24 protein-coding genes are annotated in these 25,553 nt (G+C 68.6%); 6 read left to right on the forward strand and 18 right to left on the reverse strand.

Annotated features, from left to right (window positions below; all coding sequences use genetic code 11):
* The first annotated feature begins 90 nt into the window (after positions 1-90).
* The 3 genes from ACSHWB_RS16395 to ACSHWB_RS16405 are packed head-to-tail and all read left to right on the forward strand — an operon-like array spanning position 91 to position 2,719.
* Positions 91-1,449 carry a ferredoxin reductase family protein gene (locus ACSHWB_RS16395; protein ID WP_439662883.1) on the forward strand — a complete coding sequence of 453 codons (1,359 nt, stop codon included), beginning with the start codon at positions 91-93 and terminating at the stop codon, positions 1,447-1,449.
* A 14-nt stretch (positions 1,450-1,463) separates the two neighbouring features.
* The gene (locus tag ACSHWB_RS16400) at positions 1,464-1,976 is read left to right on the forward strand and encodes an FMN-binding protein (RefSeq protein WP_439662884.1); all 513 of its coding nucleotides are present in this window, start codon (positions 1,464-1,466) and stop codon (positions 1,974-1,976) included.
* Positions 1,977-1,978: 2 nt separating this feature from the next.
* Positions 1,979-2,719, forward strand: a complete 741-nt coding sequence (locus tag ACSHWB_RS16405) for an FAD:protein FMN transferase (protein ID WP_439662885.1) — start codon at positions 1,979-1,981, stop codon at positions 2,717-2,719.
* A 171-nt stretch (positions 2,720-2,890) separates the two neighbouring features.
* Here the strand turns inward: ACSHWB_RS16405 and ACSHWB_RS16410 are convergent, their stop codons facing one another.
* Positions 2,891-3,904, reverse strand: coding sequence for an ADP-ribosylglycohydrolase family protein (locus ACSHWB_RS16410; RefSeq protein ID WP_439662886.1), 1,014 nt, complete (start codon positions 3,902-3,904; stop codon positions 2,891-2,893).
* A 123-nt stretch (positions 3,905-4,027) separates the two neighbouring features.
* Here ACSHWB_RS16410 and ACSHWB_RS16415 point away from each other — a divergent pair, with 123 nt between their 5' ends.
* Positions 4,028-6,793 (forward strand): BTAD domain-containing putative transcriptional regulator, encoded by a 2,766-nt coding sequence (locus ACSHWB_RS16415; protein WP_439662887.1) that lies wholly within the window; start codon positions 4,028-4,030, stop codon positions 6,791-6,793.
* A 150-nt stretch (positions 6,794-6,943) separates the two neighbouring features.
* On the opposite strand, the gene ACSHWB_RS16420 is transcribed toward ACSHWB_RS16415, so the two are convergent.
* From ACSHWB_RS16420 to ACSHWB_RS16450, 7 genes are all read right to left on the reverse strand, one after another.
* On the reverse strand, positions 6,944-7,735 hold the full coding sequence (locus ACSHWB_RS16420) for an SGNH/GDSL hydrolase family protein (protein ID WP_439664609.1): 792 nt from the start codon (positions 7,733-7,735) through the stop codon (positions 6,944-6,946).
* Positions 7,736-8,410: 675 nt separating this feature from the next.
* Positions 8,411-9,424: an N-acetylglucosamine kinase gene (locus ACSHWB_RS16425; RefSeq protein WP_439662888.1), complete on the reverse strand. Its 1,014-nt coding sequence runs from the start codon at positions 9,422-9,424 to the stop codon at positions 8,411-8,413.
* A gap of 5 nt (positions 9,425-9,429) precedes the next feature.
* A complete protein-coding gene (locus ACSHWB_RS16430) occupies positions 9,430-10,698 on the reverse strand; it encodes a 6-phospho-beta-glucosidase (RefSeq protein WP_439662889.1) in 1,269 nt (422 codons plus the stop codon).
* Entirely contained in the window at positions 10,695-11,588 is an 894-nt protein-coding gene (locus tag ACSHWB_RS16435) for a carbohydrate ABC transporter permease (protein WP_439662890.1), read from the reverse strand. The genes ACSHWB_RS16430 and ACSHWB_RS16435 overlap by 4 nt, the downstream gene beginning before the upstream one ends.
* Positions 11,585-12,559 carry a carbohydrate ABC transporter permease gene (locus ACSHWB_RS16440; protein ID WP_439662891.1) on the reverse strand — a complete coding sequence of 325 codons (975 nt, stop codon included), beginning with the start codon at positions 12,557-12,559 and terminating at the stop codon, positions 11,585-11,587. The genes ACSHWB_RS16435 and ACSHWB_RS16440 overlap by 4 nt, the downstream gene beginning before the upstream one ends.
* Before the next feature lie 12 nt (positions 12,560-12,571).
* Entirely contained in the window at positions 12,572-13,897 is a 1,326-nt protein-coding gene (locus tag ACSHWB_RS16445) for an ABC transporter substrate-binding protein (RefSeq protein WP_439662892.1), read from the reverse strand.
* Between the two features lie 16 nt (positions 13,898-13,913).
* A complete protein-coding gene (locus ACSHWB_RS16450; RefSeq protein WP_439662893.1) occupies positions 13,914-15,125 on the reverse strand; it encodes an ROK family protein in 1,212 nt (403 codons plus the stop codon).
* Positions 15,126-15,251: 126 nt separating this feature from the next.
* Here ACSHWB_RS16450 and ACSHWB_RS16455 point away from each other — a divergent pair, with 126 nt between their 5' ends.
* On the forward strand, positions 15,252-15,899 hold the full coding sequence (locus tag ACSHWB_RS16455; RefSeq protein WP_439662894.1) for a DUF3159 domain-containing protein: 648 nt from the start codon (positions 15,252-15,254) through the stop codon (positions 15,897-15,899).
* A gap of 1 nt (position 15,900) precedes the next feature.
* Here ACSHWB_RS16455 and ACSHWB_RS16460 read toward each other — a convergent pair whose 3' ends face one another.
* From ACSHWB_RS16460 to ACSHWB_RS16500, 9 genes are read right to left on the reverse strand one after another with little or no spacing between them, the layout of a single operon-like run.
* The gene (locus ACSHWB_RS16460) at positions 15,901-17,079 is read right to left on the reverse strand and encodes a hypothetical protein (RefSeq protein ID WP_439662895.1); all 1,179 of its coding nucleotides are present in this window, start codon (positions 17,077-17,079) and stop codon (positions 15,901-15,903) included.
* A complete protein-coding gene (locus ACSHWB_RS16465) occupies positions 17,076-18,332 on the reverse strand; it encodes a hypothetical protein (RefSeq protein WP_439662896.1) in 1,257 nt (418 codons plus the stop codon). The genes ACSHWB_RS16460 and ACSHWB_RS16465 overlap by 4 nt, the downstream gene beginning before the upstream one ends.
* Positions 18,329-18,655: a hypothetical protein gene (locus ACSHWB_RS16470; RefSeq protein ID WP_439662897.1), complete on the reverse strand. Its 327-nt coding sequence runs from the start codon at positions 18,653-18,655 to the stop codon at positions 18,329-18,331. Before ACSHWB_RS16470 ends, ACSHWB_RS16465 begins: the two co-directional genes overlap by 4 nt.
* Entirely contained in the window at positions 18,655-19,173 is a 519-nt protein-coding gene (locus ACSHWB_RS16475; protein ID WP_439662898.1) for a YbaB/EbfC family nucleoid-associated protein, read from the reverse strand. Before ACSHWB_RS16475 ends, ACSHWB_RS16470 begins: the two co-directional genes overlap by 1 nt.
* A 43-nt stretch (positions 19,174-19,216) precedes the next feature.
* Positions 19,217-19,387: a DUF397 domain-containing protein gene (locus ACSHWB_RS16480; RefSeq protein WP_439662899.1), complete on the reverse strand. Its 171-nt coding sequence runs from the start codon at positions 19,385-19,387 to the stop codon at positions 19,217-19,219.
* Entirely contained in the window at positions 19,387-20,220 is an 834-nt protein-coding gene (locus ACSHWB_RS16485; RefSeq protein WP_439662900.1) for a helix-turn-helix domain-containing protein, read from the reverse strand. The genes ACSHWB_RS16480 and ACSHWB_RS16485 overlap by 1 nt, the downstream gene beginning before the upstream one ends.
* Positions 20,221-20,243: 23 nt before the next feature.
* Positions 20,244-21,638 carry a class I adenylate-forming enzyme family protein gene (locus ACSHWB_RS16490; RefSeq protein WP_439662901.1) on the reverse strand — a complete coding sequence of 465 codons (1,395 nt, stop codon included), beginning with the start codon at positions 21,636-21,638 and terminating at the stop codon, positions 20,244-20,246.
* Positions 21,635-22,708, reverse strand: coding sequence for a 3-dehydroquinate synthase II family protein (locus tag ACSHWB_RS16495; protein ID WP_439662902.1), 1,074 nt, complete (start codon positions 22,706-22,708; stop codon positions 21,635-21,637). The genes ACSHWB_RS16490 and ACSHWB_RS16495 overlap by 4 nt, the downstream gene beginning before the upstream one ends.
* A complete protein-coding gene (locus ACSHWB_RS16500) occupies positions 22,705-23,493 on the reverse strand; it encodes a 2-amino-3,7-dideoxy-D-threo-hept-6-ulosonate synthase (protein ID WP_439662903.1) in 789 nt (262 codons plus the stop codon). The genes ACSHWB_RS16495 and ACSHWB_RS16500 overlap by 4 nt, the downstream gene beginning before the upstream one ends.
* A gap of 202 nt (positions 23,494-23,695) precedes the next feature.
* On the opposite strand from ACSHWB_RS16500, the gene ACSHWB_RS16505 reads away from it, so the two are divergent.
* A complete protein-coding gene (locus ACSHWB_RS16505; protein WP_439664610.1) occupies positions 23,696-24,610 on the forward strand; it encodes a LysR family transcriptional regulator in 915 nt (304 codons plus the stop codon).
* Here the strand turns inward: ACSHWB_RS16505 and ACSHWB_RS16510 are convergent.
* Positions 24,605-25,528, reverse strand: a complete 924-nt coding sequence (locus tag ACSHWB_RS16510) for an N-acetylglucosamine kinase (protein WP_439662904.1) — start codon at positions 25,526-25,528, stop codon at positions 24,605-24,607. The genes ACSHWB_RS16505 and ACSHWB_RS16510 overlap by 6 nt on opposite strands.
* Positions 25,529-25,553: the final 25 nt, after the last annotated feature.

Below are 25,553 nucleotides of genomic sequence, written 5' to 3' on the forward strand. Positions count from 1 at the left end.
TGCGCGCAAAGCGGAGCCACAGCTCGAACGCCAAGGATCGAGACCGACCGAAGTAGACAGCCAGAGACCGCCCTGACCGAGGAGCCCGCCGTGACGACCACCCTGCAGCATCCCGTGCGACCGGCTCCGGCCGGCCGGGCGACGCCGCACAAGGTGCTGGCCAAAGCCGGCCTGTACGTGTTCCTCCTGGCCAACGCGGCCTTCGTGACGTACCTGTTCAACGCGGCGGGTGTCGGCTCGAACAAGCTGGTCAACTTCGGTCGGCTGGCCGGCCTCTACGGCGCGCTCGCCATGGCGTTCCAGCTGCTGTTGGTGGCGCGGCTGCCGTGGCTCGACCGGCGGCTGGGCATGGACAAGCTCACCTCGTGGCACCGCTGGGTCGGATTCACGATCTTCTTCACGCTGATCGGGCACCTGGTCTTCATCGCGTTCGGCAACGCCGGCGCGGACGGCCCGATCGCGGAGGTCATCCGGCAGGCGACCGAGCTCGAGGGCATCCTCCGCGCGCTGGTGGCGTGGGCCATCATCATGATCGTCGGCACCGTCTCCGCTCGCTTCGCGCGGCGCCGGATGGCCTACGAGACCTGGCACTTCATCCACCTGTACACCTACGTCGCGATCTTCCTCGCGTTCTCGCACCAGGTCGCGGTGGGCAGCACGTTCCGCAAGTCCGCGCTCGCGACCGGCTACTGGTGGGGCCTCTGGGCGTTCGCGCTCGGCTCCGTCCTGATCGGACGCGTGGTGCTCCCCTTCTACCGGAACTGGAAGCACCAGTTCCACGTCGCCGCCGTGGTGCCCGAGGCGCACAACGTCGTCTCGGTCTACATCGAGGGCAAGGACCTCGACCAGCTCGGCGCCAAGGCGGGCCAGTTCTTCCTGTGGCGCTTCCTGACCAAGGACCGCTGGTGGCAGGCCAACCCGTTCTCGCTGTCCGCGGCGCCGAACGGCAAGTACCTGCGGCTCACCGCGAAGGCCCTGGGCACGGGCAGCGCGGACATCCGCAACATCAAGGTCGGCACCCGCGTGTTCGCCGAGGGCCCGTACGGCGCCTTCACGACCATGCACCAGACCAAGCCCAACGCGCTGCTCGTCGCGGGTGGTGTCGGCGTCACGCCGGTCCGCGCGCTGCTGGAGGAGATCCAGGGCCACGTCGTGGTGCTCTACCGGGTCAGCGACCCGCGCGAAGCGGTGCTGCTGCGCGAGATCGAAGGCCTCGTGCGGGCCAAGGGCGCGGTGCTGCGCCTGGTCACCGGTTCCTCGAAGACCATCACCGCGAACGGCCCGTTGCTCGGCCCGGAGAACATCGCCGCGCTCGTCCACGACGTGCTGGACCGCGACGTCTTCATCTGCGGCCCCGGCGGCATGACCGACACGGTGATCCAGAGCCTCGACGAACTGGGAGTGCCCAGCAACCAGATCCACGCCGAGCGCTTCGCGCTGGCCAACTGAGAGGGTCCGACGACGTGAAGAGGGCAATTCCCGTTCTGGCACTGAGCGTGGCCGGCCTCGTCCCGGTCTGGGTCTACTCGCCGGGCGCCGCGCACGAGGGCGAGCTCAGCGAGGTCGCCGCGCCGCCTGCCCAGACCCAGCAGCAGACGCAACAGCAGCAGACCCAGCAGAAGACCGCCCCGCAGACCACCGGCTCCGCGCCGAAGCCGACCGGGGCCGCGCCCAAGACCACGACGCAGCAACAGCAGACCACGCAGCAGCAGGCCCAGAACCGCACCGTGTCCGGGCGTGCGGTCAACACGTCCGAGGGCACCGTGCAGGTGCAGGTGACGTTCCAGGGCACCAAGATCATCGACGTGAAGGCGTTGCGGGCGCCCAACAGCAACCCGACCAGGATGGCGCTGCCGCTGCTGCGTCAGTCGGCGCTGAAGGCGCAGAGCGCGGACATCGACACGGTCTCCGGCGCGACCGCGACCTCCGACGGCTACAAGCAGTCGCTGCAGGCCGCCATCGACGGGGCGCAGTAAAGATGGCCGTGCGGCGCGTCGAGCACATCATGGGGCTGCCGATCTCGGTGGACCTGCGTGACGGCGACGCCGCGCTGGCCGAGCGGGCGTTCTCCTGGCTGCGCGAGGCGGACGCCCGGTTCTCGCCGTTCAAGCCCGACAGCGAGGTGTCCCGGCTGGACCGGGGTGAGCTCACCAGGGAAGAGCTCACCCCGGACCTGGTCGAGGTGCTGTCGTTGTGCGACTGGTACGAGGAGTCGACGGGCGGCGCGTTCACGGCACGGGTGCCGGGACGTGGTCTCGACCCGTGCGCGGTGGTGAAGGGCTGGGCCGTGCAACGGGCGGCGGACCTGCTGCGCGAGGGCGGTGCCACGACGTTCTGCGTGAACGCCGGCGGCGACGTGGTGACGGCAGGCGAGCCCGAGCCAGGAAAGCCTTGGCGCGTCGGCGTTCGGCATCCCGATCTCGCCGACCAGCTCAGCGTCGTGCTCGGCGTGCGCGACGGAGCCGTTGCCACGTCAGCGTTGTACGAACGCGGCCAGCACATCCTCGACGGCCGCACCGGTCAACCGGTCTCGGGAATTCTTTCGGTCACCGTTTTCTCCGCCGACCTCGCGATCGCGGATACCACTGCCACAGCAGCGTTTGCGCTGGGCAGGGACGGAATCGAGTGGGCGGCCGAGCAGGAGGACTGCGAGGTCTTCATCGTCGACGAAGATCGTCGCGTCTTCTCGAGCCCTGGACTTCCCGTACACATCTGTTAACATGCTCGCCCAACGGAGCGTTGACTCCGGGGCATGATTTCGTTGATCTAGAGCTGGATCGGAGCTCGCGCTCGGGGCAAGACCCGGCCTGCTGTCGACCAACTACTCGTGCGAGAAGGCCTGCTGTGGCGCGAATTCGGGACGCACCGCGGCAGGCCTTCTCTGTTTCGACTACGCGTAGCGGTCCTCGTTGAAGTCCAGGTTCACCGCGGACATGCCCAGATCACGGCCCATCGCGTCCAGCACGTCCACCATCTCGAGCCCCATCAGCCAGTCGCGGGGGATCGCGTCGGTGCCGTGCAGCGCGCCGAGCACGTTGCCCGTCAACGCCGCCGTGGCATCGCTGCCGCCGGAGTGGTTGGCGGCGGCGCGCATCGCGTCCACGAACTGCGCCGGCTTCGGGTGCGTGAGCACGGTGTAGACCGCGATCGCCAGCGCCTCCGGGCCGGTCCAGCCGCTGCCGAGCCGGTCGACGCGCACGGGCGACGAACCGTCGTGCTCGTCCGCCAGCACCACGGCGCGAGTGAGCACCGTGGCCGTGTAGGTGTCGTCGCGCAGCACGCGGCCGATCACCTGGTCGATCGCCTCGCGCAACGGCCTGGCCTTCACGGCGAGCAGGTGGACCAGCAGCGCCAGCGCGCCACCGGACACCCAGCCGCCCGTGCCGCCGTGCGTCAGCGCGGCGAACCGGCAGCCCAGGTCGTACGCGATCGCCGCGGACGGGGCGAAGCCAGCCGGTGCGGTGCGCGTGACGCCGTTGCAGCCGGAGGACTCGTTGTGCGGGTTCTCCGGAGTGGACGGTGTCTCGGCGGCGAGCGCGCGCAGGCACGTCAGGCCCGGTGAGCGGCTCTCGTAGAGGCGTTCGTCGGCGAGCAGCCCGACGGCACCCCGCTCGGGGGCCGGTTGCTGCTGGGTGATCAGCCAGCGCCGGTAGCTGTGCCAGACCATCTGGGACGGTTCCCAGTCGCCGGTGCGTTTCCCACGCACCCAGGCGCGCAGGTAACCGTCGGCGGTGAACAGGGTCAGCTGGGTGTCGTCGGTGAACAACGCGGGCTTGGGTGGCCCCAGCACGCCCTCGGGTCCGTGTTCGCGCTGGATGTCGGCCCAGCCGAGATACTGCACGGGCGCACCGAGCGCATCACCGAGAGCGCCGCCGAGGAGACACCCGGCGCCGCGGTCAACCACGGTATTTCGATCTCGCGGCACGTGTGAACAGTAGCGTCCCCGCGAACTTGGGTCGTACTTGTATCTGAGACTCCGGCCGGCACACCTTCTGAAGTGACGAGGTCAGCGCACCGGAGGAGGGGCATGCGGAGCAAAACCGGACTCGAGTTCGGCGTGCTCGGTCCACTCCAGGTGCTCGCGGACGGAAGGCTCGTCCAGCTGGGCCGTCGTGGCATGCGCGGGTTGCTCGCCATGCTGGTCGTCGAGGCGAACCGACCTGTCTCGATCGACCAGATCGTGGACGCGCTGTGGACGGACACGCCTCCGGCCACGGCGCGGACGATCGTGCACGGCTACGTCTCGCGGTTGCGCAAGATGCTGGAGGAGTCCGATCCAGCGGGTTCGGCGACCATCCGCACCACCCCGACCGGGTACCAGCTGACCGTCGACCCGTGGCGTCTCGACCTGCACCGCGCCCGGCAGCTCGTGGCGTCCGCGCGGGGCAAGCCCGCCGCCATCAGGGCCGGCCTGCTGCGCGAGGCCCTGGGACTGTGGCGCGGGCCGGTGCTCGCGGACGTGCCGGGCGACCCGATGACGTCCGATCTGGAGGAGCTGCGGCTGGCGGCGCTGGAAGAGCGCATCGACAGCGAGCTCGAGCTCGGCCGCCACCTGGAGCTGGTGGGCGAGCTGCGCGGGCTGTGCACCGAGTACCCGTTCCGGGAACGCCTGGTGGCCCACAGCATGCGCGCCCTGTACCGCTCCGGGCAGCGGGCCGACGCTCTTGAGGCCTACCAACGCTTTCAGCGCCGCGCGGTCGAGGAGTTGGGCATCGATCCCGGCCCGCAGCTGCGGTCGCTGCACGAGCAGGTGCTGCGCGACGACCCGTCGTTGAGCGTGGTCGGCCCGGTCGAGTCGCGTCCCGTCGCGCCCCGCGCGGGGATCGTCGCGCCGGCGTTGCTGCCCGCGTCCACGTCCAGGCTGTTCGGCCGCGACGACGACCGGGCGTGGCTGGACAACGTCGTGGCCGCCAGGAACCTGCTCGCGACGACGGTGGCCGTGCTGACCGGCGCGCCCGGCGTCGGCAAGAGCGCCCTCGCGATCACGTGGGGGCACGAGAACTCCGAGCTGTTCCCGCACGGCGTGCTGTTCGCCTCGCTGGGCGACACCGAGCCGGGCGAGGTGCTGACCCGGTTCCTGGTGGCGATGGGCGTGCCGGCGGACGGTGTGCCGGTCGGCGTGGAGGACCGCGTCGGGTTGTACCGCTCGCTGCTCAACCGCCGCCGCGTGCTGGTGGTGCTGGACGACGCGACGGCGTTCGACCAGGTCCAGCCGTTGCTGCCGCCGGGTTCCGGCTCGGTGGTGCTGGTGACCTCGCGGTCCCAGATGGAACGCCTGGTCGTCACCAACAGCGCCCGCGTGCGCAAGCTCGGCCCGCTGGACGACGAGGCCGCGCGTGCGCTCGTCGACGACGTGCTGGGCAAGCCGCTGTCGGCCGAGGACCCCGCGGCCTCGCAGAAGCTCGCCGAACTGTGCGGAGGGCTGCCGCTCGCGTTGCGGGTGGCCGCAGCGAAGCTCGTGATCAGTCCGGAGTGGACGGTCGAGGAGCTGGTGGGGGAGCTGGCCGACGACGGGCAGCGGATGCGCGGCCTCGACCTGCCGGAAGCGGGGGTGGGGGTGTCACGGGCGCTGGACCTGTCGACCCGCGACCTGCCGTCCGAACTGGGTGAGGTCTTCCAGTCCGTCGGCCTCGCGCCCGGCCGCTGGATGTCGCCTCACGCCGTCGCCGCGCTCACCCGCATCCAGGTCGAGTCGGCCCGGTCGCGGCTGACCCAGCTCGTCGGGGTGAACCTGCTGGTCGAACCGTGGCCAGACGGCTTCACCATGCACGAGCTGGTGCGCCTGTACGTGCGGGGAGCGGGCCGTTCGGACCTGGACTCGTTGCGGCGCCTGGTGAACTACTACCTGGTGGCGTGCGACCACGTCCGCCGCGCCATCCGCCCTGCCCGTGACGGCCTGGACTTCGCGTTGGGGGACAACGGTTCTACCGCGTTACCCGCGTTCGACGACCCGATCGACTGGTTCGACCAGGAATGGCCGAACATCGTCGCGCTCGTGCACGCGTCCGCGGAAAGAGGCCTGCACGACCAGGTGTGGCAGCTCGTTCGGCTGCTGCACACCTATGCGACCGTGCGCGCACTCACCGGCGAGTGGGTGGCGCTGGTCGGGTTCGGTCTGGCCGCGGCCGAGGTGACGGGGAGCCGCCTCGGCCAGGTCCTGATGCTGGACACGACCTACACGACGAACGCCCGGCTGGGACGTCCCGTCCTGCTGCCGGACGCTCGCCGCGCGCACCGGATCGCGACCGAGCTGGGCGAGCGCCAGTACCTCGTGCTGACGCTCGCCCAACTCGCCGACGTCCTGTTCCGCATGGAGCAGCACGACGAGGCGCTGCTGCACTTCTGGGAGTCGGTGCAGCTCGCACAGCAGTCCGGCGATGTCGTCGGTGAGGCGCACGGCCTGAACAACGTGGCGCAGGTCGAACAGGCCCGCGGTCACGTGGAGGTGGCGCTGCAGCACCAGGCCCACGCCGTCGAGGTGTACCGGCGCTCAGGCGACAACGTGGCGTTGATCCGCGGTCTCGCCAACCTGGCCGAACTGCACCTGGTGGCCGGCGCGCTGGACCAGGCGGAGGCGCTGGCCCGCCAGGTCGTCGACCAGGCCGCCGTCGCCGAGGTGACGTACCTGGAGGGATTCGGGCGGCACGTGCTCGGAGGCGTGTTGCTCCGTCGGGCGGAATGGATTGCTGCGGCAGCGGAATTGACGGAGGCGCTGCGGTTGTACGCGCAGGTCAACTCCGCGCGTGCGGTCGAGGTCAGAGCCGCTTTGGACTCGCTGTCGTCCGAGGTTTAGCGGACGTTTAGTCGGCTGGTCCCAAAGCATGGGATGTTGGACTAGCAGGCCGCCGAGTGGGGGATTACCGAGGGGGTAAGGCGCGCCTGCTTCTGGAGGGCCCGACCGGCACTCGGGGGAGAATGCCGGTCGGGCCTTTCGCTGTCCGATCTAATTGGTGACGTGGCTCTCGTCGCTGCACCGCGCCATCGGCAGCAGTTCCGGCCTCTTCGGCGCCAGTCCGTCACCCATCGACTCACCGCGGAGAGTGCGGCCGATCCACGGCACCACGTGCTCTCGCGCCCATTTCAGGTCCGCTTTGCGCTGGGTGACCCAGTCAGCCTGCTGCAACTCGGGCCACGGCGCGTTCCACGAGTGGTCGTCGATCAGCCCGAGCACCTCGGCGGCCTTCAGCGCGACCCGCTGGTGCCCTTCCGGCGAGAGGTGCAGCCGGTCCGCGCTCCACGCGCGACGGTCGTGCAGCGGGTGCATGGCCCACAGGTCGACCATGCGGCAGTGGTAGCGCTCGGCGATCGACCACAGGTGCGTGTTGTAGATGGCGATCTTGCCCCGCAGGCTCCTGAGCAGCGGGGTCGTCCTGGTGTCGAAGCCCGTGAAGATCACCACGTCGCACCCGGCGGCCCTGAGGTCGGCCACCGCCACCTCGTAGACCTCCGCCAACGCGTCCGGGTCGCTGTTCGGCAGCATGATGTCGTTGCCGCCGCCGCAGAACGTGACCAGGTCCGGTTTCAACGAGATCGCCAGCGGCACCTGGTCGTCGATGATCTCCTGCAGCATCTTGCCGCGCACCGCGAGGTTGGCGTACCGGAACTCCGGCGCCCTCTGCGCGATCATGCCGGCCAGGCGGTCCGCCCAGCCCAGGTAGGTGTCTCCGGGGCCGGGGTCGTCCATGCCCTCGGTGAAGCTGTCCCCCAGGGATACGAGACTGTTCCATCGCAGCAGCACAACATCCCCCTTCTCGTGCGACTCACGTGTTCCAACCACTGCCTTCGGGCTCCCGTCCGAAGGCGACTAGTTAGCATGCACAACGAACCCGTGGTTACGCCACCGTCGGTTACGCCATCGTAAGTTTTGTCGCAGTGGGTGACGATTCTTTTACCACTCGATCGAGGGAAGCTGGAGGCGTTCCGGGAGATTCGTCGTTTTCCATCGCTACCTTCTGCCGGGTGCGTTCTGGTTTGCCCCTTCCGTTCCTTTCGTTCGGTGTCGCGCTCGTCACAGCCGGTGTGCTGGCCGCCGTGGCCCTGACCGGTTCGGCTGTTCCCGGAGCCGGCGGAAGTGGCCCGCCCGCCCATTCGAACCCGGTGGTCACCCCGGAGACCGGCTCGCCGCGGGAGAGCGTCGCCGCGACGACCGTGAAGCCTTCTCGGCAGGCAGTTTCGCCCACTCATGTTTCGCCTGATGCGCTGAACGCGGAAAACCCCCGCAGCGACCTCGGCGCGTGAGGTCGCTGCGGGGGTCGTAGGGCCTTTCCGAGGAGGCGCCGCCGCCGGTCATGCCCCCTCGGAAAGGGGTGGGCCACTGCTCGGGACGCCGCCGCCGATCTGCCCCGAGCAGTGGGGTTGGGACCGTCTCAGGGGGCGCCGCCGCCGATCTACCCCCTGAGACGGGGTCTTCTCACCCGCTGGCTGCCACGTCCAGTGCGGCTGCCGGCAGGTGGTCCGCGTAGGCCGAGCGCAGCCTCAGCTCTGCGCCCGGCGAGGCCCCGATGTGGTCGAGGCCGAGGAGCGCCGCACCCACCACGGGTGGCACGTCGACCAGGCGGACCTGGGCGAGCGGTGCGGCTTCGAGGATCTGTTGACGAACGGGGCCCACGACCACGTCGCCGGTGTTGGTGAGGACTCCGCCGCCGAGCACGACGTCGACGGGCTCGTCCATCAGGTCGAGCTTGCGCATGGAGACCGTGGCGAGCAGGACGATCTCCTCGATCAGGCGGTCGATCTGGGCCAGGGCAACGGAATCGCCCCGCTCCGCCACCTGGAAGACCAGTGGGCACAGCGCGTGCGGGTCGAGCTCGATCTCCTCGAAGTGGATCTTCTCCACGACGGCGGCGATCGACGTCTCGCCGTAGTGCTCCAGCAGCGCGTCGAGCAGCAACGTCGGCTTGCCCCGGCCGTCCTCGGCGCGCACGGCGTGCCAGAGCGCGTCGTTGCCGAGCTGGCCGCCGCCACCCCAGTCGCCCGAGATCGCGCCCAGTGCGGGGAAGCGGTGCGTGCGGCCGTCACGGGCCACGCCCACCGCGTTGATGCCGGCGCCGCAGACCACGGCCACGCCACCGGCTGCAGCGGTACCCGCCCGCAGCAGGGCGAACGTGTCGTTGCCGACGAACGTCGTCTTGGACCAGCCGCGCTCGGTGATCGCCCGCGTCAGGTCCTCCTCCTCGCGGGGCAGGTCTGCTCCCGCGAGGTAGGCGGACGTGTGCGCGGCGATCGGCTCGTCGGGGGACAGTCCCGCCTGAGCTGCGGCCTCGCGTGCCAGTCCCTCGAACACGTCGAGTCCGCGCTTCATGCCCACGGTCTGCGGCGGGGCACCGGGCCCGCGCACCTGCGCGAGCACCCTGCCGTCCGCGTCGACCAGGAGCACCGCGGTCTTGCTGTTCCCGCCGTCGATGGCGAGCACACGGTCGGTCATCGTTGTCAGTTTCCCTTCACCCACGGCAGCAGGTCGCGGTTCTGCGCGATCAGCTCGTCGGCCAGCTGGTCCGCGATGGCGTGCTGGCCGATCAGCGGGTGGGCGAGCAGCGCGTTCGCCACTCGGTCGCGGCCACCGTGCTTGGCCGCTTCCAGCGCCAGGTACTCGTACGCGGTGACGTGCGAGATCAGGCCGGAGATGGACGGTTCCACGGGGCGGATCGGCAGCGCCTTCCCGCCGTTTCCGTCCACAGTGGACGAGACTTCGATCACGGCGTCGTCGGGCAGGAAGGGCAGCGAGCCGTTGTTCTGCACGTTGACCACGTGCTTCTCGGCGCCTGCGCCACCGGTCAGCGCGTGCACGAGCTGCACGGCCGCCTCGGAGTAGTACGCGCCGCCGCGTTGCGACAGCTGCTCCGGCTTCGTCACGACCGACGGGTCGCCGTAGATGTCGAGCAGCTCCTTCTCCACGGCCGCGACCACTTCGGCGCGCGGCGGTGAGGTGAGCTGCTTCTTCACGACGGCGTCGTGGTTGTAGAAGTAGTTCAGGTAGTACGACGGCACCATGTTCAGGCGCCGCATCAGCTCGCCGTCGATGCCGATGTGTTCGGCCAGCCCCTCGACGTGGTCGGCGAGCAGCTCCGGCAGGCGGTCGACGCCGTCCACGTACACGCCGCGTTCCCACGTGAGGTGGTTCAGGCCGACGTGCTCCAGCTCCACAGTGGACGGATCCACGCCGAGCAGGGCCGAGGTCCAGCGCTGGAACGTGATCGCCACGTTGCACAGGCCGATCGCCTTGTGGCCCTCCTGCAACAGCGCACGCGTCACGATGCCGACCGGGTTCGTGAAGTTCACGATCCACGTGTCGGGGCCCGCGATCCGGCGCACCTTCTCCGCGATGTCCAGGACCACCGGCACGGTCCGCAGGGCCTTGGCGAGGCCTCCCGCGCCGGTGGTCTCCTGGCCGACGCACCCGCAGGTGAGCGGGAACGTCTCGTCAGAGGCACGCGCCTTCTGCCCGCCGACGCGCAGCTGCAGCAGAACCGCGGACGCGCCCTCGATGCCTTCTTCGAGCGACGTGGTGGTGCGCACCTTCGCCGCGTGACCCGCGTGCTCCAGCAACCGCTGGCTGAACGGGCCGATCAGCGACAGGCGGTGCTCGTCCGGGTCGACGAGGACGATCTCGTCCACCGCCAGGCTGGTGCGACGGCCGGCGATGCCGTCGATCAGCTCCGGTGTGTAGGTGGACCCGCCACCGACGACGGTGAGTTTCATCCTTTGACTCCCGTGAACGTGATTCCCTTTACAAACGACTTCTGGGCGAAGACGAAGAGGACGACGGCCGGGATCATCGTCAGGAACGTGACGGCCATCGAGGAGTTCCACTGGACGATGTGCATGCCCTTGAACGTCGCCAGTGCCAGCGACAACGTCCACTGGTCCTTGACCTCGCCGGTGTAGAGCAACGGGCCGAAGTAGTCGTTCCAGGTGAAGAGGAAGCAGAACAGCGCGGTGGCCGCGATGCCCGGCTTCGCCATCGGGATGATGATCCGCACCAGTGCCTGGAACTCCGAGCACCCGTCCACCCGTGCCGCGTCCACGTAGGACTGCGGGATGGTGAGCATGAACTGGCGCAGCAGGAAGATGCTGAACGCGTCGAACAGGAAGTACGGCGCGATCAACGGCACCAGCGTGCCGGTCAGGTTCAGCGACGACCACGTGTCGTACAGCGGCACGGCAACGACCTGCGGCGGCAGCATCATCGCGCCGATGACGAGGATGAACGCCACGTTCCGGCCACGCCACTTCAGCTTCGCGAGCGCGTAGGCGGCCGGGATCGAGGAGATCAGCATGCCGAGCGTCGCGAGCAGCGAGTACGTGAGGCTGTTGATCAGGTACTGGAACAGCGGGGCCTTGTCGAAGACCTCGACGAAGTTCTCCCAGTGCCATTCGCGCGGCCAGAGGTTCGACGTGAACGCCTGGTCGTCCGACATCACCGCGGTGAGGAAGACGAACAGGACCGGCGTGGCGAACATCAGGCCGAGCGCGAGCCCGATCGCATGCGTCGCGACCCAGTTCAGGATGCTGCCGACGTCGCGCTTGCGGCGTGGCTGCTCCGGTTCCGCTGGGACGTCGACCGGTGGTTTGGTCAGCGTGGCGGTCATGCTCCCGGACCCCCTTCCTCGGCGGTGGAGTTCTTCCGCATCCGCTGGACCAGCACGATGGTCACGGCGAACGAGATGATGAACAGGACCGTGGCCATGGCGGCCGCGTAGCCCATGTCGAAGTAGCGGAAGCCTTGCGTGTACAGGTAAACCGGGAACGTCAGCGTGGAGTTGTCCGGGAAACCGAGATATTTGGTCGATCCCGTCGCGTCCGCTGCCCCAGAGCCGGCCGACCCCGCGACGACCGCCTGTGTGAACAGCTGCAACGCGAGGATCACCGAGTTCACGATGCCGAAGAGCAGCACCGGGGAGATCGACGGGAGCGTGACGTGCCACCAGCGCCGGATCGGGCCGGCGCCGTCGAGCTCCGCGGCCTCGTACTGCTCCTGCGGCACGTCCAGGATCGCGGCGAGGATGATGATCATCAGGTCGCCGGAGATCCAGAGCATGATCGCGGTGATGCCGGGCTTGGCCCACGCCGGGTCCGAGAACCACAGCGGTGACTCGAGCCCGAAGACGCCGAGGAGGCTGTCGAGCGGGCCGCCGTTGGGCCGCATCACCATGAAGAACACGAGTGTCGCGGCCACCGGCGGTGCCAGTGAAGGCAGGTAGCAGAGCGTGCGGATCAGACCGACGCCCGACTTCAGACGAGCGATGACCGACGCCACGCCCAGCGCGAACACCGTCCGCGCGATCGTGAGCACCACGACGAACCAGAGCGTGTTCGCGATCGCCTTGGTGAGCAAGGGATCCTTGAACATGAACTCGTAGTTGGCGAGGCCGTTGAACTCCGGTGGGTTGATCAGGTCGTACTTCGTGAAGCTGAAGATGACCGTGGCGACCAACGGGTACACGAAGAACAGGACGAAGCCGATGAGTGCCGGGGCCATGAACCCGAGCACGGCTAGACGATGGCGGGAACGTGCCCGCCCCTTGCCGGGGGCGGGCCGCGCGCCGAGCGTGGCGGTCATCTTGCGAATCCCCTACTTGCCGCTCTTGGCGATCTGGTCGTCGATGTTCTTGTCGACTTCCTTGAGGCCTGCCGCCAGGTCCGGGACCTTGCCGGACTGGTAGGAGACCGAGAAGTCGGTGACTGCCTTGATGTGCGCGTCACCGATGGGGGTGACCGGGTTGCCCTTGAGCTTGTCGCTCTTGGCCAGGTCGATGAACGTCTTGAACTGCTCGTCCACCTCGAGCTTGGAGCTCTCCATGGCGGCCTTGGTGCTCGGGACGTTCTTGATGGCGTTGGACAGGTCGACGATCGTGTCGGTGTCGAACGTCAGGTGCTTGATGAGCTCCCACGCGGCGCCGGCGTTCTTAGCGCCCTTGGGAATGCCCATGATCGTGCCGGTGGTGAACGCGGTGCCGTAGTCGGCGGGCTTCCAGGTCGGGAACGGAGCCGTGCCGAACTTGATCTGCGGCGCCTGCGCCTTGAGGAAGGCGGTCCGGTACTCGCCGTCGATCATGATCGCGATCTTGCCTTGGTGGAACGCGTGGTCGGCCGAGTACTCCTGGCCGAGGCCCGCGCGGAACCGCTCCAGCGCGTCGTAACCGTAGAAGTCGACGAGCTTCTTCTGGAACGTCATCATCTCGGTGAAGCCGGGGGAACTGGCCAGGCCGGACTTGCCGTCCTTCTCCCACTCCGCGCCGAACGTCGGCGCGAGGATGGTCGGGCGGTTGGCGTAGAAGCCCATCGTGGGCAGGTAACCCGCCACCTCGATGTCACCGTTCGGCGCCTTCTTGGTCGCCTTCACGGCCGCGTCGTACAGCTCGTCCAGCGTCTTCGGCGCGGCCGTGATGCCGGCCGCCGAGAGCAGGTCCTTGTTGTAGTACATGGCGTACACGTCGGTGAGCATGGGCATCGCACAGCGGTTGCCCTTGTACTCGGTGTACTGCTGAACCGCGGGGGAGAGCTGGTTCAGGTCGACCTTGTCGCGGTCGATGTACGCCTTCAGCGGCTGGAACGCGCCGGAGGAGCAGAACTGGCCGATGTTGTCCGTGGTGAACGACAGCGCGACGTCCGGCGTGTTGCCCGAACGGATGCCCGCGGTGATCTTGTCGTCGTCCTGCGAACCCTCGTGCTTGATCTCGATGTTCGGGAACTTCTTGTTGAAGGTCTTGAGAGCCTTCGTGACCTCCACCAACTCGCGGTCGGAGTAGTTGCTCCAGACCGTGAGCGTGAGCTTGTCGTCCTTGCCAGGAGCAGCGGCGGCATCGGAACTCGCGCCGCCACCCTTGCCCGCCGCACATGCGGTGAGGGTCAGCGCTGCGGCGACACAGAGCAAGGCAGCACGGGTGTGCTTGCGCATGTGCACTCCTTCTCGATCAACGTGGGGACCCGGCGACCACTGGGCCGCGGAATGGAGCCGTGGTGGCTGCCGGGAGGCCGAACACCTCTTCGCGGGCGAAGGCGAGCGCCGAGTGCAGTGCGCCGCTGCGCACTGGTTTCCCGGTGACCAAAGCCAGCTGGACAGGTGTTCTCGGCACCACCAGTTGCCGCAGTTCCGCGGCAACGAGGTCGTTCAGCGTGGTTCCGCCTGCCTGAGCGATGTCGCCGGACAGGAGGATGAGTTCCGGGTCGAGCACCGCGACGACGCTAGCCACGCCCGTGGCTATGCGCTTGGCGAGATCACCCATGAACTCACGGCCCGACGGACCCGCGGCCAACGCCTTGCGCACGGCACCATGACCGTTGCGCGCGGCGAGCCCGTGGGCGCGTGCGAGCTTGCAGATCGACGTGCTGCTGAGCAGTTCGCCGTACGTGCCGCCGGAGCGGTCCGTGTCGGTGTCGGCCGCCGCGCGGTCGGGGATCATCAGCCCGTCGATCTCGCCCGCGCCACCGGAAGCGCCGCGCAGCAGCGATCCGTTGACGACGACGGCGGCACCGACGAGATCCGCGGGCCAGATGACGACGAAGTCGCTCACCTCGGTGGCCCGTCCGGCGACCATCTCCTCCAGCGCGACGAGGTTGACGTCGTTCTCGACGCTCACCGAGGTCGCGAGCTGCTCCCGCAACTGGCCGGGCATGTCGAAATTGCTCCAGCCGGGCAGATGTGGTGCGTAGGCGAGCTCACCGTTCGCGGGGTTCACCGCTCCCGGACAGCCCACCACGACGTGCAGCAACTGGTCGGCGCTCAGACCTGCCTGACCGCAGGCCTTGCCGACCGCGCTCACGAACGCCTCCAGCACGCCGTGCTTCGCGGGCATCGGTGCCTTGTACTCGGTGAGCACGGCACCGGAGATGTCCGCGATCGCGATGTCGACCGTCTCGGGGGTGAGATCGACAGCGGCGATGTGCGCAAGCGCCCCGTTGACCGACCACAGCTGGGCCCGCGGCCCGCGCCCGCCGCCACGCAGTCCGTTGCGGACCACGGTGTCGGCCTCTTCGAGCCTGGTGAGCAGCTGTGCGGTCGCCGGCTTGGAGAGGCCGATCAGACCTTCCAACTCCGACCTGGTCAGCGGTCCGTTGCGCAGCAGAGCCTCGATGGCTGCGCGGTCGTTGATCTCCCGCAACAGTCGTGGGCTTCCGGCACGCATTAGGTCCGCTCCTGTCTGTTAACTTTCCAGACGATTTCGCCAGACGGTAGTGACCTGGTTCACCGGGGTCAATCCCCGATATGGGTCCGTTACCTGAGTTAGGTTCGCCTAAGGCACCCTGGAACCATGACCGACGTGCGCCAGGAGTCGCTCGCATCACTGCTCGGAGGCCGGGGCGGCGCCCTCGACGCCTCCCTGCCACCCCTGGCGTTCGTCGCGGGCTGGTTGCTGTCCGGGCACTCGATCGGCGCGGGAGCGGTCGCCGCCGTGCTGTGCGGCGTGGCGATCGGCGTCTTCCGCCTGGTGCGGGGCGAGAAACCCCGCGCGGTGATCCTGTCCGTGCTGCTGGTCGTGGCAGCCGCGTTGGTCGCTCTCTACACCGGACGCGTCGAGGACTTCTTCCTCATCCAGCTGCTGTCCAACGTGGCCTCGTCCCTGGCGTGGGCGGGCTCGATCGCGGTGCGCTGGCCGCTGCTCGGCGTGGTGGTGGGAACGCTCCTCGGACAGAAGACCCGGTGGCGCCGCGATCCTGCCCTTTTGCGCGCCTACTCGGTCGCGTCATGGGCGTGGGTCGGGCAGTACGTGCTGCGTGTCGCCGTGTTCACTCCACTGTGGCTGGACGCGCAGATCTACTGGCTGGCCACTTTGCGGATCGCGTTGTCGTGGCCGTTGCAGATCGTCTGCATCCTGGTGTCGGGGTGGTTGCTGAAGCGGGCTCTGCCAGATGGGCATCCCGGGTTCCGGCATCCGCAGGTGCCGGAGTCTGCCTCTTAGGTCAGCGCTTCTTCCGCTTCTTGCCGGAGCCGGGCACCGTCCCGGTCTTGGGCGGCAGGGCGGGTGCCTCGGGGAAGGCCTCGATGGAGTCCTGGCCTTCCATGAAGTCCAGGAAGGCCTTGTAGCAGAACCGGTAGGCGAGGTAGAGGAAGGCCACGGAGACAAGCCCCAGGCCGGCGACGATCACCTGCTGCTCCTTGTCCATTCCGCTGGCCGTGTCCCAGTCCTCCTGCAACTCCGGCGAGCCCGTGACGATCGACAGCGTCATCATCGTCAGCATGTAGAGCGGCATGAGCAGGAACGCGCCCACGAGCAGCAGGATGTACGGACGGCTGTCGGTGCGGAACTCCCAGTTCGCCGGACGGAGCTCGTGCTTGCGCAGAGGGCGGTAGGACCAGAGCGGCCGCTCGGTGACCTCGACTCCCGCCGAACGTGCCCGCACCGTCGCGAGTGCCTTCGCACCGACCTGTTCCGTGACGGGGATCAACATCTCGCGCACCGTGCCGACGACGTGCAGAGCGGGGCCGGGAGGCACGTCGAACGTGCGCGGCCTGCCCACGTCACCGCCGGCGTAGACGATCACCTGACAGGTCATCTCCTGCTCGACCTGGACGAGCTCGATCGAGCGCAGTGCGGTCCACGGCACCGCGACCACGTCACGCGACCGCTTTCGGCGCGACACCAGGCTGTCGAGCACCAGCCGGTCTTCGCGGACGCACAGCCGCGCCTTGAGTCCCCTGGTGGGGAACGGAATCTCGAGCTTCGAGCTGATCAGCGCGGACGTGACCGGCCGGGTGGTCACCAGCACGACCAACTCGCTCAGTGCCCAGGACACCACGACCAGGCCGACCGCGATCGCCCATCCGATCGGACGGTCGTGATCGCCGGCGATCTGCACGCTGTGGAAGATCCCCATGAACACTCCGGGAAACGCCGCCCAGCGGCACCAGACCCGCCACATCGGCAGCCGGCGCCGGTGCCAGCACAGGCCGACGAGGGTGATCACCCAGAACGCCACCGCTCCGGCGGCCAGGTCGCCGAGACCGGTCGGCTGGACCGACGTCCGTGCGGCGAGGGTGTTCTCCCAGGCGTCCAGACGAGTGGCGGCGACCAGGGTGAAGAGGGCGGTGAAGGCGATCAGTGCCAGCCCTGCTGCCCGGCGGAGGAACCGCTCGATCACAGTTCGCCCGCCATCCGCTGCTTCTCCCAGTACTCGCGCCATTCCTGGTTTCGCGCGTCCTGTTTCACCTCGGCGTCGGCCTCCCGGTGAGACTGGTCGCTCCACTCCTGGGCCATCGCGTTGCCGAGGATCTTCGGGGCGAGCGGCAAGGAGACTTCGGGATACTCCTTGCCCCTGAAGGTGGGGGTCCACCCACCGTCGAGCACGTCGTTCGCGTGGTCGAGGCGCCGGTCGCCGAGGCCCAGGTTGTCGCGGAGGTTGCGGTTGACGTTGTCGCCCAGATCCGCCTTGACCTTGCTGTAGTCCTTGTCCAGCTGGTCTCCGCGCCTGCCGATCTCCTTCAGCTTGTCGACGTCCTTGGCGTCGAGCTTGCCCGCCTGTGCCTTCTTCGCCATGTGCAGCGCCTGCTGGGAGTGCTTCACGGCGTCCTGGTTGTACTTCTTGACCGTGCTGTCGAGGTTGCGGGTCGTGCCCTTGATCGTGTCGCGCGACCGCTTCGCGTCGTCGGCGACCTTCTCCAGCTGCTTCACGACCTTGCTGATCTTCTTGGCGTTCTTGCCGGCCGTGATCGTGCCCTGGACGACGGTGTCCGCGATGAACGCCGCCTGCGAGGCGCCGAAGGTGATCGGGGTCAACGCGCTGGCCGCCGCGAACTTGATGATCGCGTTGGAGACGAAGCTCGCGATGGCGTCGCGAACGGCACCTCTCACGACGCCGACCGCCGAGGCTGCGACCGTCATGGCGGATGCAGCCGAGGTGGCGTGGCTCGCGCCGCCAGCGACCACGTTGGAGAAGTCCTGCACCGCCCTGCGATAGCCGTCGACCGCGGCGCCTTGGGACTGGCTCAGCGTATCGAGGGTGCCGGAGTACTTGTCGGCGGTCTCCTGCATGCGCTGGGCGATGTTGCTCCACGTCAGCGCCATCGCGTTCACCGCGTCTGGATCGCCTGCCAGGAAGTCGAGACCCTCTTTCAGGAACCCGATGTGTTCGATCAGCCAGCCGATTCCCGCGGACAGCAGGCTGCCCATCGGGTTCGTCACGAACCCGAGCAGGTCCATGCCGAACGCCGCCGCGTCACCGGCCATGGCGCCCCAGTCGCCCTTGACGCCGTCGTAGATCAGGTTGGCGGAGCTGCTGAAGATGCCGGCCGCGTCCCAGGCCTGGGTAGGACTGTCGAAGTTCGACTTCTGGTAGAGGCTGGCCTCCTCGAACCCTTCCGTGGCGTTGAGCGGGTTCTGCGGCTGGTCGCTCATGGCTGCACCCCGTCCAGGCCCTCGCGGAGCTTCTTGAACGACTGCGCCACGGCCTCGTCCTGTTCCGCGTAGGCCTGGCGCATGCCCGCGAACCGCTCGACCACGTCGTCACCCGCGGCTTTGACGGTGTCGACGTACGCCCGCGCGTCGTTCGTCCAGCGCTCCATGATCTGGGCGAAGAACATGCCCACAACGCCCCAGGCCTGCGGGTTGCCGACGTAGTCAGCGCCGGCGTCGGCGGCGGTGGGCAGGCCCGCGAGGAGGGCCTTGAGCTCCCGCTCGTGCGCCTCCAGGACCTTGAGATCGACTTGGAAGCCCGACATCACCACCCGCCTTCCTTCTTGAAGAGGCTGCGCTGGTCGAAGTCGGTGTCGTCGTCCTCTGCGGGGCGGCGGGCCGGGCGTGGTGCGGGCGGCGGGGTGGCGACGGCCTCCTGCTGTTCCTCGTTCACCACGAACTGCTGTGGTGGCGATGGAGGTGCGTCGTCGTCCGGGACGTCGATCGGCGGAATCTGGGACTGGACGAACTGCATCGCTTCGCTGTTGTCGCCGATGAGCGGGGCCATGATCGTGGCGATCTGGCCCACGGCCTGGGCCTGGGCGCGCTTGGCCGTGGACAGGACGAGCGCTGCCAGGCGGTCCTTGGGCAGGTCGTCGGCCTTCGTGCCGAACGACAGGCTGAGCAGCGCGCCCCCTGCGCTGACGCTCACCGTCACGGCGCCGTCCTGGCTGGTGGCGGCGCCGGTCAGGTTCGCGATCCGGGACTTGGCCTCTTCCGCCTGTTCGAGCAGGGCTGCGGTGCGCTGCTCGTAGTCCTCGATGAGCTGGTTCGGATCGGTCATGTGGGCCCCCCTTGCACGTGCGTGAGAGGGACGTTACCGAGGGTTACCGGGGTGTGCCGGGGAAACGAGCGAAACGCAGGAAGGCGGACCAGCCCTCGGCGGAGAGCGGGAGATGTGTCGTCGGCGCCTTGCTGTCCCGGATGCCGGTTCCTTGGCCGATCTCGACGCAGTTGTCGCTGGTGGCGCTGTAGCTGCTCTTCCGCCAGGTGGTCATCAGAGACCCTCCAAGATGTTGTCGATCACCGCCCTGGATTCTGCCTCGCGGAGAGCGACGGCCGCGAGGGCCGTGAGGATGTCCTCGTAGACCTTGACGGTGTCCGCGTCGTCGAAGAACAGGCAGGAATTGATGCTGTCGATGTAGACGACGGGCAGGTACTTCGGAAACTTCATCACCCTGAAGTCGCCGCAGATGCCCGCGTGCATTCCGATAGAGCGAGGAATGATCCGCAGGCTGATGTACTTCCGCACAGACATTCTGAGCAGGTGGGCCAGCTGCTCGCGCCATACCTCTGTTCCGCCGGCTGGTAGCAACAAGGCCTGCTCGTGCACGAAGAACGTGAACTTCTTGCCTGGCTTCAGGATGTCCGCTCGTGCGGCCCTTGCGGCGGCGACCTTGGGCACGTCCTCCGCCTTGATCGCCGTTGAGTGTTCGGCGACCACGTAACCGTATTCGGGTGTCTGCAGCAGGCCGGGCACGACGATCATCGACCAGCAGATGATCTCTTCCGCTTCCTGCTCCTGGTTGATGAGCGTGCGGACCTGGTCCGGTACGCCGTCCTTCGGCATCTGGAGCCAGGCGTTGCCGCACTCGCGGAACAGCTCCAGCAGGTACTCGCGTTCCTCGACGGTGGCCTGGCAGTAGGCGAGCAGGATCTGGACCTCGATCTCGGTCACGCCGCCCTTGCCGAGCGTCATGTCCGAGAGTTTGGCCTCCTGCCAGCCGAGGCGTTCGGCGAGCTGCCGGTGGGTGAGCCCGGTACGCGCGATGATGGCGCGCACGCCGGTACCGAACTCACGCCCCGCCACACTGGACGATCTTTTGGGCATGCCAGGAAACTAGGCCCGGCGGGTCATCGTTCTCCATTGTTTCCGGTCAAATGTGCCTGAAGGTAGGACGCATGGAGCGGCTCCATGTTTCGGATGATCTTGCCGCTCGACGTTCGCGGAAGTGTGTCCATGACGAGGATTTGGGCGGGTAGCTTGAATTCCGCGAGTCTTTCCGTGCACCACTCCGACAACGCTTGTGCCGTGAGCGTGTCACTGGCCGTGCCGACGTACGCGCGGATTTCTGGCTTTCCCACCGCGACGGCCTCTTTCACCTGCGGGTGTCCGCGCAGGACGTGTTCGACCTCGGTCAGGTCGACCTTGTTGCCGCGCACCACGACCAATGAGTCCGCGCGGCCGAGCAGCCGGAGTTCGCCGTTGGGAGAGAACTCTCCTCGGTCGCCGGTGCGGAACCAGCCGCCGGAGAAGCGCGACGGGTCGTTCTCGGACAGGTACGGCGATTCCGGGAGCGCCACCTCGACCAGGCCGTCGCGCACGCGGGCGGTGATGCCCGGCATCAGTGGTCCGACCGACGGGCGGACCGTGCCGTCGACCGCCATGGTCAACGCGCCGGTCTCGGTGGTGCCGAAGCATTCGCCGACCGGGAAGCCGTAGGCGGCGGCGAACCTGTCGGCCACGTCCTGCGGCATCATCTCGCCGCCGGCGAACGCGCCGCGGACCGTGCGCAGCGCGTCGCGGTCGGGTGAGGAGGCCAGCAGGTCGAAGTGGAACGGCAGGCCGGTGACGAAGTCCACCTCGTGGGTGCGTGCCTGTCGCAGGATTGCTTCTGCGGAAGGCTTTTCGGCGAACACGAGGTGTGCACCGACCGCGAGGGAGTGCAGCAGGCCGCCGATCAGGCCGAAGCTGTGGGCGGGGGAGTTGAGCAGCAGGAAGCGTTCGCCGCCGCGCACCACGCCTTCTGACGCGGCGAACCGCGCCACCTCGTCGGCCAGGGACTCGGTGCTGCGGCCGATCACCTTCTGCCGTCCGGTCGAGCCGGAGCTGAACTGCACCAGGCGGTGCGGGGTCGCGGCGGGGAGACCCTCGACCCGCTCGGCCACGAGCCCGTACCGCTCCTGGAAACCCTGAGCGGGAACGCCACCGGGATGTACGAGGAACTCGGGACGCGTCAGCTCGTGCAGGACGTGGGTCTCGGCCGGGCGCAGCCGGTGGTCGATCGAGATCACCTGCGCGCCGATGCGCCACAACGCGAGCACGGCCTCCAGGTGGCTGAAGCTCGGCGGCACCTGGACGGCGACCGTGCTCCCCTCACGGATTCCGACGGCTTCGAACCGTGCGGCGTGCGCGGAGACGTCGGCGCGCAGCAGGCCGTGCGTGACTGTGTTGCGGTGACTGAAGATCGGCACATCGTCGCCGTGCCGGTGGAGCAGGTCGGTGATGAACTCGCGCATCTCTTTCATGACTCCTTGCAGAACTCGCCGATCGGGAGGCCCACGTGCCGTTGCTCAGCAGCGATGTAGCCGAGCAGTTCGTCGCCCCGCTGGAGCTCGGTGACGTTGCGGACCTTGCCGCCGGGGCCGAGCACGCGGACATGCCAGTCGTCCTGCACCATCAGGTGGACCTCGACGCCCTCCGGGGAGCGGGCGGAGATGGTGAGCATCGGGCGTGACTCGAGCTTGGCCCTGCCGACGGTGAGCTCGCGGGTGCGGCCCTCGGCGTTGACGGCGAGGACCTTGCTGCCGGACCGCAGTTCGGACAGGTAGTTGGTGCGGTTGGCCGGGCCCAGCACGTAGGAGTGCAGCGCGCCCGCGTTGACCCGGAACGGCCGCGTCGGCATGTACGGCAGCGGATGTGTCTCGCTGCAACAGAGGATGAAGCCCGACGAGAACGAGCCGACGAGGATGCCCTCGTCCTCCTGGAAGTGCGAGGCGGTGTCGACGCAGACGCGGTCGCCGAGACCGTTGTGGGTCAACGCTTCCACGGTGAGGGTGGTCAGGGTCAGCGGCGGGGACGTGACTTCCAGCAAGCGAGCCAGTTTGAACACGTCCGTCGCGTCGGCGGGGGCCATCAGCACGCCGTCGGAGCCGTGTTCCAGGCATTCGAGGACGATCGCGGCCTCGACCAGGTCGGTCACGACCGTGACGAGCTTGCCGGGTGCGCCGTCCGCCGCGGCGATCACGATCTCCAGGGGGATCTTCGTCGGGTCGGTGAACGCGACGACGGTGTGGTCGAGCCGTTCCGCTGCGGCACAAGCGAGTTTGAGCGTGCGGTCGTCGCTGACCGTCACGAACGCGGAGCCGCCCGGCAGCCGGTCGAGCTGGTCCTGCTCGTCCACCACCACGGTGACGAGGTGCGGGCTGTCCGTGTGGTCGTCGACCAGCAGCACGCGGGTGATCGTCGGCGGCAGGTCGTCGAGCAACGCGGGGTCGTCCGCGACGACACCGGCGATCCGGCTGTGCACCGCCGCGTCGATCACGGCGGTCCGGTGCGCTTCCGGTACGGTTCTGAGGTCGATCCAGGCGAACTTCACCGGTTCTCCAAGGTTGCGGTCAGTGCGTGCATGAGGCTTGCGTCGGTGGGCGCGTGGACGATCGACGCCAGTTCCGCGACCAGGTGCATCGGCGCGGGCGAGGTGAAGACCCGGCGTCCGATCGCGAGGCCCGCGCAGCCGGCGGACATGGCGACGCGGGCGTGGCCGGCGATGCTGTTCGCGGAGGCCGGTCCGCCTGCGACGATCACCGGAATCGGGCAGCTCGCAACGACTTCGGCCATGTCGTCGGCGAGGTTGGTCTTGACGATGTCCGCGCCGAGGTCCGCCGCGATGTTCACGACGTGCGCGAGCAGCGCGGGATCTTTCGGGTCGGCGACGCGCGGCCCGCGGGCGTAGGCCATCACGACCAGCGGGACGTTCCACGAGTCGCACGCGGCCGCGACCGTGCCGAGGTCCGCGAGTTGGCGCGACTCCGTGTCGGAACCGATGTTGACGTGCACGCTCACCGCGTCGGCGCCGAGCCGCAGCGCCTCGTCGACCTCGCCGACGAGCACCTTCGCGTTGGCGTCGGCCATGTGCACGGTGCCCGCGCTCAGATGGACGATCAGCGCACATCCGCCCAGCACGGCGGGTTCGATGGTGCGCACTCGTCCTTTGTGGACGATGACGGCGTCGGCGCCGCCCTGCACGACGGCACGGATGAGATCCGTCCACCGGTCGCGCGGCACTACAGGACCGTCCGAAACGCTGTGGTCCAACGGCACGAAGAGATATCTGTCATCGTGCGGACGGGAAAGGCGTCGCAGCCGCAACGCTTTCCTCATGGCGTTCACGCACCCTTCGATCGTTTGGTGTCAACAGGGTGTAGGAGTCCGCGCACGCAGCGGCAGGTGTGAGGTGCCGATAATTCCCGAGTTATGGGCCTGACAGACCAATGCCGCTTACGACGGTGACAGCGCGTCATCTGGTGACACCCGCGTGGCCGTGTTTGTGGATCGGTAACTGCTTTAGGCTTCGTCAGTGCGAATGGAGCTGAGACATCTGCACGTGGTGCTGACCGTGGCACGAGCAGGCAGCATCAGCAGGGCCGCCTCCCAGCTGAAGATCGCCCAGGCCGGGCTCACCGCCCAGGTGAGGCGCATCGAGGCGAGCCTCGGTGGCCCGTTGTTCCTGCGCCGCACCGATGGCGTGGAGCTCACCGAACTGGGCCGGCACGTGGTCCTGCGAGCCCAGGACCTGGTCGAACACTTCGACGACCTGCTGGTCTCGTCGCGCAAGCTGGCCGAACGCGGCGAGTCGGGCATCCGCCTGGGCGGTGTGGCGGGCTCCCCGACCGCGCTGCTCGTCGGCGTGGTCCGCGAGATGCTCCCCGGCCTGCCGCAGACCACGCACATCGAACGAGGCGGCGACGCGGTGCTGGAACTCGTCCGCACCGGCGACCTCGATCTCGCGCTGGTGGTGGAGTTCCCGCGCAGCCCGTTGCGGTTCCCCAAGGCCGTGGGCATGCGCGGCGTCGTCACGGAACGCATGCTGATCGGCGTCCCGGCAGGCCACCGCCTGTCCGGCCGCAGCGAGGTGCTGCTGTCCGAACTGGCTGGCGAGGAGTGGGTGGCGCCGGACGAGAACCACGGCGGCCGCCTCAACCTCGACCTGGCCTGCGAGGCCGTGGGTTTCACCCCGCGCTGCGCTCACTTCGGCGTGGACCCGGTGGCGGCGGCGGACCTGGTGCGCTCCACCGGCGCCGTGGCGGGCTTTTTCCCCGGCCAGGACGTGCCGGGCGTGCTGCTCAAACCGATCATCGGCAACCCGCTGCACCGGCGGATCACGCTGGTGTGGAACACCGACGTCGACGCCGCCGAGCACGTGGACGACGTGCACGCCGGGCTGCTGCGCGCTTATCGCGACCGGACCCCGCACTCGGGCCGGCTGCTGGCGTCATGAACTGGTGGGCCTCGGAGCTGTCGGACCCAGCACGTCGACCGCGGCCAGCCAGGCCGCTCCCGCCGCGCCCTCCGTCGCCATGATCACCTGAGCGTTGCAGCGGGTGATCAGCTCCTGCTTCAGGTGCGTGCCGATCGGCGTCTTGATCAGGCTGCCGACCAGCACGATCGGCGACGTGTCGGAGGGCTCGCGGACCGCGGTGGCCGTGTCGGCGAGCAGGCGGGCGGCGGACGCCACGATGGACAGGGCCTCGGGGTCGCCGTGGTGGTAGGCGGCGCTGACCAGGGGCGCGAACTGGGCGAGCTTGATCGGGGCGGCCGCGTTGACGGCGTTGATCAGCTGGGCTCGGTTGCGGGCGCCGGCGGTGGTCAGGACGGCGGTGGCCAGGCCTTCCAGTGGTGCGTCCAGGTCGAGGAGTTTCAACGTGGCGCGGACGGCCTCGCGGCCCAGCCAGAACGCCGAGCCGTCGTCGCCGATCAGCCAGCCGTAGCCGCCGGACTGGCCGACCATGCGGTGACCTGCGATGCGGCCCGCGATGGAACCCGTGCCCGCCACCAGGACCGTGCCGTCGGGGGAGGAGGTGCCGGTGGCGAACGCGGCCTCGCAGTCGGTGATCACGCGCAACGGGCAGTGCAGGCCCGCGCGTTCCCAGGCCTCGTGGAACAGCGCGGCGATGGCCGGGTCGGCGAGCTTCGAGGCTCCCGCGATGCCGAGGACGCCGGAGCGGACCTTGCGGGAGTCGAGGCCGTCCAGTGCTTCCGCCAGCGCCTCGCCGATGTGGGCCGCGGCGACGGTGGGTGGGTGTGAGTTCGGGTTCGCGCCGCCCGCCAGGCCCTGGCCCAGGCGGGCGCCGTCGAGATCGAGCACCAAGGCCCTGGTTGACGTGCCGCCGGCGTCGAGTCCCACAACCAGGTCCATACCGACCGAGTATGCCGAGACCCGC

The sequence above is a fragment of the Lentzea sp. HUAS TT2 genome, assembly GCF_051853195.1.
Lineage (GTDB): Bacteria > Actinomycetota > Actinomycetes > Mycobacteriales > Pseudonocardiaceae > Lentzea.